This window comes from Enhygromyxa salina, assembly GCF_002994615.1.
In the GTDB taxonomy this organism is placed as follows: domain Bacteria; phylum Myxococcota_A; class Polyangia; order Nannocystales; family Nannocystaceae; genus Plesiocystis; species Plesiocystis salina_A.
The window spans coordinates 1-9,164 of record NZ_PVNK01000205.1; the positions used below are offsets into that span (position 1 = coordinate 1).

Consider the following 9,164-nt stretch of genomic DNA (forward strand, 5'->3'; position numbering starts at 1 on the left):
CCCCCTACGCCCGCCGCCAGGCCCTCGTCGAGCTCGACGCCCTCGCCGCCTTGTCCCTCGGCCTCACGATCGACGAGCTCCAGCTCATCTACCGCGTCCAGTTCCCGGTCCTGCGCCAGTACGAGAACGAGACCTTCTACGACCAGCGCGGCAAGATCGTGTTCACCGTCAACCGCGGCCTCGCGGGCGTCGGCGTGACCCGCAAGCAGTGGCGCGAGATCCAAGACGCCCAGCCCGGCGCCGCCTTGCCCGACTGGGCCGCCGACGCCCAGGGCCCCTTCGAGCCGCCCTTCGACCGCTGCGACCGCGAGGCCGACATGGCCCAGGCCTACGCCTACTTCCAGCGCGAGCTCGAGCTGCCCGGCGCCTGACCACCCGCCGCCGTCAGCGGACACGAGCCAAGCTCAGCGAAAGGGCACGGGCCCAGCCTCCGCCGGGGTCTCGTCGTCGCCGATGTTCTCGCCATTTCCCTAGCAGCCCGGGCTGCTAGCAGCCCGGGCTGCTAGCAGCGTTGTCCGCCAGCGCCAAAACGCGAGCGAGGCTTCCGTGGAAGCCTCGCTCTGGGTCGCTCTACAAGCCCGCGGGCGGCTGCTCGCCCTCGGGAGGCGCGTCGTCCTGGGCCCCGAGCTCTTGCTCGCCCTCGAGCGCTTGCTCGCCCTCGAGCGCTTGCTCGCCCTCGCCTGCCAACACCTCGCCCTCGCCCTCGCCCTCGCCCTCGCCCTCGCCCTCGTCGGGCAGCAGCTCGCCGGAGTCCGGGTCGATGTCGACGGGCACCCGGCGCTGACGACGATAGGCCTGGATCGCCAGGTTCTGGTCCCAGATCGGCTCCAACACCGCGCTGCGCTGGTCGGGGTCGCCCGCGAAGCGCACGACGATGCTGGCCACGACCTCCAGATACATCTCTTGGCCGACCTCGCGGGCGGCCCGGACCTCGTCCCAGCTCGGCGCGGTCTCGGAGTCGCGGGCCAGGAGCGTGGCCTTGAACGCGTCGTGGGCCGTGCGCAGGCCGACGATCAGCGGGCGCAGGCCGTGGGCGTCGAGCCACTCCTCGTGGGTGTCGGCCTCGAGCACCCCGAGCACCCGCTCATTGGCCGCCGACTGCTCGACGAAGGGCAGGCGCACGTGATGGGACAGGCTGACCGGGAACAGGGTCCCGAGCAGGGTCGTCGCGGTCGCGGGCGGCAGCTCGCCCTCGGCGTAGTGCGAGAGCAGCTTTTCGATCATGGCGAGGGTGCGATCGACCACCGTGTCGTGCTTGCGCACCGATGGCGACTTCGCGTTTTGAGCTCTGCGTCGCTTCGCGTCGAGCTCGAGGGTGCCTCGGTCGTGGGCGATCGCGCCGTCGATGACCCCGAATAGGTCGGGCGCGTCGTGGGCCTCTGCGCGCTCGCGGACTCGACTGAGCGCGTAGATGCGTCGACCCGGCGAAAGCAGGTACAGACCGAACAAAGTGGTGAGTGGGATGACCATCAACACCGTGTAGCCGACGAACGCCGAGGCGCAACTCGGAATCCACTCCGAGTCGACCTCGACCCCGGATGGACCGAGCGAAGAAAATCGCGACCGGAGCTCCCCGCTCGGTGACCCGAGCTCGAATTTTCCGGAGGTCGACCTCCGGCTCGGGTCAATCTGGGTCAATTTTCGGGGAGGTCGACCGACCCAGTGGGGCAGGCAGGGGCAAATTTTTTGGAGGTCGACCGGCTCGCTGGCTGACTCGGGCTCGAATTCGCGGAGGTCGACCCCCCCGAAAATTGGGCTCGGGGCGAATTTGGAGCAGGTCGACCTCCAAAAAATTTCCTTCGGCCCATGGTTCGCCGAGGTCGAGTCGCGGCAGCGCGGCGATAGCGCCGAAATTCCGGCAGGTCGGGTCGCTCGGACGCTGGCCGGATCCAAATTCGGAGCAGGTCGAGTCTCGGCGAGACTCGACGGGCCCAGCCTGGGTGGAGGTCGACCTGGACCGGGGCGGTCTCAGGCCTGCTTCCTCGCAGAAGCAGCGCGAGCCGACTGCGTCCAGCGCAGCGGATCCGCGAGGCGCATCGGTGGTGCCCCGGGCAGACGAGGACCAAGCTCAGAAGCTTGGTCGGCCCGGCCTCGACTCACTCGTGCAGGCGACCCAACACGGGCGAGGAGCCCTCAGCGGACGAAGATTGCCATGTAGTTCTCGCCGGCGCCGGCCGTGCCGGTGTTGAGGCCGAGAGCATGGGCGAAGCCTCGACCGTTGACTTCCTCCTTTTCCGTCCCGCTGTCACAACTCTCGCACGGGCTGTTCGGACCGAGGCCCGCAGAGTTGGCATCATCAAACGGGCAGCCGTTGTTTTCACCCTTACTCCACGCCAAGCCATAGGTCGCGTTTGAATGACCCGCCGAAATCAGACAGTAGTCCACGCTGACTTCATGGTCGCCGAGGTTGAAGTACAGGTCGGTATCGCACAGCCCGACCCCCTCATCGAGGTTGGACTCTAGCGTCCCGTCGGTCATCTCAACGCCGTTGCCCGCGAGCTCATAGTCGCAGTTCGGCGAAGGGATCGCCCCCACGTAGTGCCCGAGGTCCGTGCTGCCCTGGCTCACGTCTTCGTACGCGGCCCAGACCTCCGAGGGCGCATGCACGGCGAGGATATCGCGGAACACCAGCTCGTTGTAAGCCCGGGACTTGTAGTCGCGGTTGACCTCGTCGAGCTCGCCCACGATCGTCGGGTCGGTCGCCAACCACGCCCGGTTCTCGTAGGTCCACGTGTCCTGACCGTCATCGCTCGAGACCAGGACCAGGGTCCAACCACCGCCGGAGCGCTCGAGCTCACACAGGACCTCGAAGGGCGCGCCGTCGCCGTCGCCGTCGACGTCGATCCAGTAGCGCCCGCTCGGGGCTTCGGGCACGGCCGCGTTGATCTCCGAGCAGCTTTGGGTGTAGCCGCAGACGCCGTCAAAGCACCCCCAGGTCTCGCAGTCGTCCGGGCCCTCGCAATTGAGCCCGACGCCACACGGGAGACAGCCGCCACCGCAGTCGACATCGCTCTCCAACCCGCTGAGCAAGCCGTCGTCGCAGCCCGGCGCCTCGCACAGGGTCGTGCACATGTCGTCCTCCTTGGTGTTCCCGTCGTCGCAAGCCTCTTTGCCGATGTAGACGAGCCCGTCGCCGCAGACCGCCAACGCGCAGGCGGTCGTGCATCCGCCGTTGTCGGAGTTCAGCAGGCCGAGATCGCACTCCTCGCCCTCCTCGACCTTGCCGTTGCCGCACACCGGGAGCTCCTCGCCGGCTTCCGTCGAGGTCTCGTCCGTGCCCTCCTCGCTGCCGCTGTCGCTGTCGCTGCCGCTGCCCATGCCGCTCTGCGCTTGCGTGCTCGCGTCGCCCGCGACCTCGCCGGTGGACATACACGCGGAAGCAGACAAGAGCAGGGACGAGAGGCCTGTCAGGGCTGCATGCTTCACACAAGGTCGTCGGAGAGAGCTCGCTCGCATCGGGGCAGCATAGGGCCGCGATTGCGCGGCGCGGGACCCCCCGACACGGCCGCCGACACGCCTGGCTCGGTGTGAAGAGCTGGCTCGACAAAGGTCGCGTGGAAGCGGCGCCGCCGGGCCCGGCGCCACGCTGATTTTGCGTAGAAGTAGAACACGAGGAACGCTCGGGCGGCTTGTCGGCGGTGAACTGTGCTCCTAGCTTTCCTGGCGAGGGTCATGCCGCGTCTCATGTCCATCGCCGTGGTTGGGGTCGCGCTCGCGTGCTGTGACTGCACCGAGCTGCCGACCGAGGTTGGCGAGCACGTGGGCTACCACTGGGACGACAGCGAAGTCCGGCTGTGCGGCGGGACGGTGCCGACCGTCGACCGCTTCCTCGAGGCGGTCGGCGGCCACTACGGCTGGGCGCCCGACGAGCTCGGGCCGGGGGTCGAGTACTTTTGGGACGAGGAGCTTTCCGTAAACGCGTGCTCGTGGCCTGGGACGTTCAACTGTGAGAGCGGAATGAACCGGCCGATCGTGTTCTCGAACGCCCCGATCGAGACCCACGAGCTCGCCCACACGTCTCGCGGCGGGCACGGCCGTCCAATGTTGGGTTTTCCGCCCTTCATCAACGAGGCCTTCGCCTCGCGCTGGAGCTCCGCGGTGATCGAGTATGGCCAGCCCTTCCTGACCTGGCCAGAGTTCCTCAGCGCAGCGGAGCTACGGGCGGCGCTCGAGGTGAACGACGCCATGAAGCTGGACTACGGCCTCGCCTTCACCTGGTGGGTCGCGCTCGAGTCCACCTACGGGCCAAACAAGATGGCCGAGTTCATCATCGAGCTCGACGGTGTAACCTCGGCGAAGGGCGTCGAGCGGGCGCTGCGGCGGGTGTTCGGCATCTCGCTGGCTGAGTCGGCCGCGCTGGCCGAGAGCTTACCCGAGGCGTCGATCGATGACCCCGTCTGCGAGCTCGATGGACTCCCGACCTTTACCTGGACCGGCAGGCCGCTCGTGGTCGAACGCAGCGACGCTCACTGCGACGATGGTGACATCATGAACATGGACGGCAGCGGCGGCACAGGCTGGCTGTTCGCGCTCGAGCTCCCGGATACGCGAACCGACTACTACGTCAGCCTGACGCTCCCGCCCGGCGTGGACCCGGCCACCAAGGCCATGTACCTGGTCGAGTGCCACGGCGAGCCCGAGTTCGGCAACCCGTTTCCATACAACGCCGCAAGCGTGAAAAACGGCGGAGCCTCGGGCACGCTGAGGTGGCCCTGGCGCCTGCGGGGGCGCCAGGTCGGGCGCCTGTCCACCGATATGAACCCCGACGGCGCCGTCGTGCTCCCGCGCGTGGTCTTCGAGCGCGTGCTCACCGACGCCGACAGGCCGATGCCGCCATGAGCAGCCGAAGCTCGCGCCTACTTGCTTCGCGGCGCCGCCGGGCCCGGCGCCACGCTGATTTTGCGTAGAAGTAGAACACGAGGAACGCTGGGGCGGCTTGTCGGCGGTGAACTGTGCTCCTAGCTTTCCCGGCGAGGGGGTCATGCCGCGTCTCATGTCCATCGCCGCGGTTGGGGTCGCGCTCGGGTGCTGTGACTGCACCGAGCTGCCGACCGAGGCTGGCGACCACGTGATCTACCACTGGGACGACAGCGAAGCCCGGCTGTGCGGCGGGACGGTGCCGACCGTCGACCGCTTCCTCGAGACGGTCGGCGGCCACTACGGCTGGGCGCCCGACGAGCTCGGGCCGGGGGTCGAGTACTTTTGGGACGAGGAGCTTTCCGTAAACGCGTGCTCGTGGCCTGGGACGTTCAACTGTGAGAGCGGAATGAACCGGCCGATCGTGTTCTCGAACGCCCCGATCGAGACCCACGAGCTCGCCCACACGTCTCGCGGCGGGCACGGCCGTCCAATGTTGGGTTTTCCGCCCTTCATCAACGAGGCCTTCGCCTCGCGCTGGAGCTCCGCGGTGATCGAGTATGGCCAGCCCTTCCTGACCTGGCCAGAGTTCCTCAGCGCAGCGGAGCTACGGGCGGCGCTCGAGGTGAACGACGCCATGAAGCTGGACTACGGCCTCGCCTTCACCTGGTGGGTCGCGCTCGAGTCGACCTACGGGCCAACCAAGATGGCCGAGTTCATCGTCGAGCTCGACGGCGTAACCTCGGCAAAGGGCGTCGAGCGGGCGACGCGGCGGGCATTCGGCATCTCGCTGGCCGAGTCGGCCGCGCTGGCCGAGAGCTTGCCCCTGGCGTCGGTCGATGACCCCGCCTGCGAGCTCGACGGGCTCCCGACCTTCACCTGGACCGGCCGGCCCCTCGTGGTCGAGCGCAGCGACGCTCACTGCGACAATGGTGACATCATGAACATGGACGGCAGCGGCGGCACAGGCTGGCTGTTCGCGCTCGAGCTCCCGGATACGCGAACCGACTACTACGTCAGCCTGACGCTCCCGCCCGGCGTGGACCCAGTCACCAAGGGCATGTACCTGGTCGAGTGCCACGGCGAGCCCGAGTTCGGCAACCCGTTTCCATACAACGCCGCAAGCGTGAAAAACGGCGGAGCCTCGGGCACGCTGAGGTGGCCCTGGCGCCTGCGGGGGCGCCAGGTCGGGCGTCTGTCCACCGACATGAACTCCGACGGCGCCGTCGTGCTCCCGCGCGTGGTGTTCGAGCGCGTGCTCACCGACGCCGACCGGCCGATGCCGCCATGAGCAGCCGAGCCTCGCGCCTACTTGCTTCGCGGCGCCGCCGGGCCCGGCGCCACGCTGACTTTGCGTAGAACAGGAAGAACGCCTGGGCGGCTTGTCGGCGGTGAAGTGTGCTCCTAGCTTTCCTGACGAGGGTCATGCCGCGTCTCATGTCCATCGCCGCGGTCGGGGTTGCGCTCGGGTGCTGTCACTGCACCGAGCTACCGACCGAGGTTGGCGAGCACGTGAGCTACCACTGGGACGACAGCGAAGCCCGGCTGTGCGGCGGGACGGTGCCGACCGTCGACCGCTTCCTCGAGACGGTCGGCGGCCACTACGGCTGGGCGCCCGACGAGCTCGGGCCGGGGGTCGAGTACTTCTGGGACGAGGAGCTTTCCGTAAACGCGTGCTCGTGGCCTGGGACGTTCAACTGTGAGAGCGGAATGAACCGGCCGATCGTGTTCTCGAACGCCCCGATCGAGACCCATGAGCTCGCCCACACGTCTCGCGGCGGGCACGGCCGTCCAATCTTGGGTTTTCCGCCCTTCATCAACGAGGCCTTCGCCTCGCGCTGGAGCTCCGCGGTGATCGAGCATGGCCAGGCCTTCCTGACCTGGCCAGAGTTCCTCAGCGCGGCGGAGCTACGGGCGGCGCTCGAGGTGAACGACGCCAACAAGTTGGAGTACGGCCTCGCCTTCACCTGGTGGGTCGCGCTCGAGTCCACCTACGGGCCAAACAAGATGGCCGAGTTCATCGTCGAGGTCGACGGCGCGACCTCGGCGAACGATGTCGAGCGGGCGCTGCGGCGGGTGTTCGGCATCTCGCTGGCTGAGTCGGCCGCGCTGGCCGAGAGCTTACCCGAGGCGTCGATCGATGACCCCGTCTGCGAGTTGGAGGGACTCCCGACCTTCACCTGGACCGGCCGGCCGCTCGTGGTCGAGCGCAGCGACGCTCACTGCGACGATGGTGACATCGTGAACCTGGGACACGACAACACAGGCTGGCTGTTCGCCCTCGAGCTCCCGGACACGCTGACCGACTACTACGTCAGCCTGACGCTCCCGCCCGGCGTGGACCCGGCCACCAAGGCCATGTACCTGGTCGAGTGCCACGGCGAGCTCGAGTTCGACAACCCGTTCCCGTACAACGCCGCGTTCGCGGACGGCAAGGTGCAGAGCGGGCCCTGGCGCCTGCAGGGGCGCCAGGTTGGGCGCCTGTCCACCGATATGAACCCCGACGGCGCCGTCGTGCTCTCGCGCGTGGTCTTCGAGCGCGTGCTCACCGACGCCGACCGGCCGATGCCGCCATGAGCAGCCGAGCCTCGCGCCTACTTGCTTCGCGGCGCCGCCGGCCCCGGCGCCACGCTGATTTTGCGTAGAACACGAAGAACGCTCGGGCGGCTTGTCGGCGGTGAACTGTGCTCCTAGCTTTCCTGACGAGGGTCATGCCGCGTCTCATGTCCATCGCCGCGCTCGGGGTCGCGCTCGCGTGCTGTCACTGCACCGAGCTGCCAACCGAGGCTGGCGACCACGTGAGCTACCACTGGGACGACAGCGAAGTCCGGCTGTGCGGCGGGACGGTGCCGACCGTCGACCGCTTCCTCGAGACGGTCGGCGGCTACTACGGCTGGGCGCCCGACGAGCTCGGGCCGGGGGTCGAGTACTTTTGGGACGAGGAGCTCGCCGTCAACGCGTGCTCGTGGTTTGGGTCATTTAGCTGTCAGATCAGCAACATGAACCGGCCGACCGTGCTCTCGGATGACCCGATCAATACCCACGAACTCGCCCACGCGTCTCGCGGCGGGCACGGCCCTAAACTCCTCGGTTACCCGGCCTTCATCAACGAAGCCTTTGCCTCGCGCTGGAGCTCCGCGGTGATCGAATATGGCCAGCCCTTCCTGACCTCGCCAGAGTTCCTCAGCGCGGCGGAGCTGCGAGCGGCGCTCGAGGTGACCAACCCCAACAAGTTGGACTACGGCCTCGCCTTCACCTGGTGGGTCGCGCTCGAGTCCACCTACGGGCCAACCAAGATGGCCGAGTTCATCGTCGAGCTCGACGGCGTAACCTCGGCAACGGGCGTCGAGCGGGCGACGCGGCGGGCATTCGGCATCTCGCTGGCCGAGTCGGCCGCGCTGGCCGAGAGCTTGCCCCTGGCGTCGGTCGATGACCCCGCCTGCGAGCTCGACGGGCTCCCGACCTTCACCTGGACCGGCAGGCCGCTCGTGGTCGAGCGCAGCGACGCTCACTGCGACGATGGTGACATCATGAACATGGACGGCAGCGGCGGCGCCGGCTGGCTGTTCGCGCTCGAGCTCCCGGATACGCGAACCGACTACTACGTCAGCCTGACGCTCCCGCCCGGCGTGGACCCAGTCACCAAGGGCATGTACCTGGTCGAGTGCCACGGCGAGCCAGAGTTCGGCAACCCGTTTCCATACAATGCCGCAAGCGTGAAAAACGGCGGAACCTCGGGCATGCTGAGGTGGCCCTGGCGCCTGCGGGGGCGCCAGGTAGGGCGCCTGTCCACCGATATGAACCCCGACGGCGCCGTCGTGCTCCCGCGCGTGGTGTTCGAGCGCGTGCTCACCGACGCCGACAGGCCGATGCCGCCATGAGGAGCCGAGCCATGCCGACACACGCACGCGCAACCATTCTCGCCTCGACCTGCTTCGCCGCCCTCGCGCTCGCGCCCACGCAGCTGCTCGCGGCGCCGCCGAGCCCGAGCGCGGCGCCAGCTCCCACGGTGGAGTCCGGCGCGCCGCCACTCCCCAAGCGAGCCAAGCGACAGCTCGCGGGAGGCGGCGTCATGCTCGGGCTTGGCTTCGCGCTCGAGCTCAGCGGCGCGATCATCTCGACCCGCTGCACCCTCGGGACCTGGGACGTGGCCCCAACCGGGGTACGCGGGTGCGCGGCGGGCTTCTCCGTGTCGGTGGGTGAGCCGAACGGGCCCAATCGCTACACCCTGGTCTCGACGGGCACCTCGAGCGCCTACGTCATGGGCCGGCTGGCCGCGGCGCCGCTGTTGATCGGCGGGTTCACCC

General features: G+C 68.3%; 6 protein-coding genes and 2 pseudogenes. 6 read left to right on the plus strand and 2 right to left on the minus strand.

Annotated features, from left to right (window positions below):
• Positions 1 to 371 (plus strand): annotated as a pseudogene (locus tag ENSA5_RS38145) (hypothetical protein); the annotation flags it as partial.
• A gap of 199 nt (positions 372 to 570) precedes the next feature.
• Here the strand turns inward: ENSA5_RS38145 and ENSA5_RS38150 are convergent.
• Positions 571 to 1,470 carry a hypothetical protein gene (locus ENSA5_RS38150; RefSeq protein WP_181198077.1) on the minus strand — a complete coding sequence of 300 codons (900 nt, stop codon included), beginning with the start codon at positions 1,468 to 1,470 and terminating at the stop codon, positions 571 to 573.
• A 663-nt stretch (positions 1,471 to 2,133) separates the two neighbouring features.
• On the minus strand, positions 2,134 to 3,369 hold the full coding sequence (locus ENSA5_RS23890; protein WP_106394002.1) for a fibrinogen-like YCDxxxxGGGW domain-containing protein: 1,236 nt from the start codon (positions 3,367 to 3,369) through the stop codon (positions 2,134 to 2,136).
• 315 nt (positions 3,370 to 3,684) lie between these two features.
• On the opposite strand from ENSA5_RS23890, the gene ENSA5_RS23895 reads away from it, so the two are divergent.
• From ENSA5_RS23895 to ENSA5_RS23915, 5 genes and pseudogenes are all read left to right on the plus strand, one after another.
• Positions 3,685 to 4,839, plus strand: a complete 1,155-nt coding sequence (locus ENSA5_RS23895) for a gluzincin family metallopeptidase (RefSeq protein ID WP_106394003.1) — start codon at positions 3,685 to 3,687, stop codon at positions 4,837 to 4,839.
• 154 nt (positions 4,840 to 4,993) lie between these two features.
• On the plus strand, positions 4,994 to 6,148 hold the full coding sequence (locus ENSA5_RS23900; RefSeq protein ID WP_106394004.1) for a hypothetical protein: 1,155 nt from the start codon (positions 4,994 to 4,996) through the stop codon (positions 6,146 to 6,148).
• 146 nt (positions 6,149 to 6,294) lie between these two features.
• Positions 6,295 to 7,434 carry a hypothetical protein gene (locus ENSA5_RS23905; RefSeq protein WP_106394005.1) on the plus strand — a complete coding sequence of 380 codons (1,140 nt, stop codon included), beginning with the start codon at positions 6,295 to 6,297 and terminating at the stop codon, positions 7,432 to 7,434.
• A gap of 146 nt (positions 7,435 to 7,580) precedes the next feature.
• The gene (locus ENSA5_RS23910; protein WP_106394006.1) at positions 7,581 to 8,738 is read left to right on the plus strand and encodes a hypothetical protein; all 1,158 of its coding nucleotides are present in this window, start codon (positions 7,581 to 7,583) and stop codon (positions 8,736 to 8,738) included.
• A gap of 11 nt (positions 8,739 to 8,749) precedes the next feature.
• Positions 8,750 to 9,164 (plus strand): annotated as a pseudogene (locus ENSA5_RS23915) (hypothetical protein); the annotation flags it as partial.

Coding starts and splice junctions, on each gene's coding strand:
- ENSA5_RS23890 (WP_106394002.1), bottom strand. CDS start 3,369: ATGTCCACCGGCGAGGTCGCGGGCGACGCGAGCACGCAAGCGCAGAGC.
- ENSA5_RS23910 (WP_106394006.1), top strand. CDS start 7,581: ATGTCCATCGCCGCGCTCGGGGTCGCGCTCGCGTGCTGTCACTGCACC.
- ENSA5_RS23905 (WP_106394005.1), top strand. CDS start 6,295: ATGTCCATCGCCGCGGTCGGGGTTGCGCTCGGGTGCTGTCACTGCACC.
- ENSA5_RS38150 (WP_181198077.1), bottom strand. CDS start 1,470: ATGGTCATCCCACTCACCACTTTGTTCGGTCTGTACCTGCTTTCGCCG.
- ENSA5_RS23895 (WP_106394003.1), top strand. CDS start 3,685: ATGTCCATCGCCGTGGTTGGGGTCGCGCTCGCGTGCTGTGACTGCACC.
- ENSA5_RS23900 (WP_106394004.1), top strand. CDS start 4,994: ATGTCCATCGCCGCGGTTGGGGTCGCGCTCGGGTGCTGTGACTGCACC.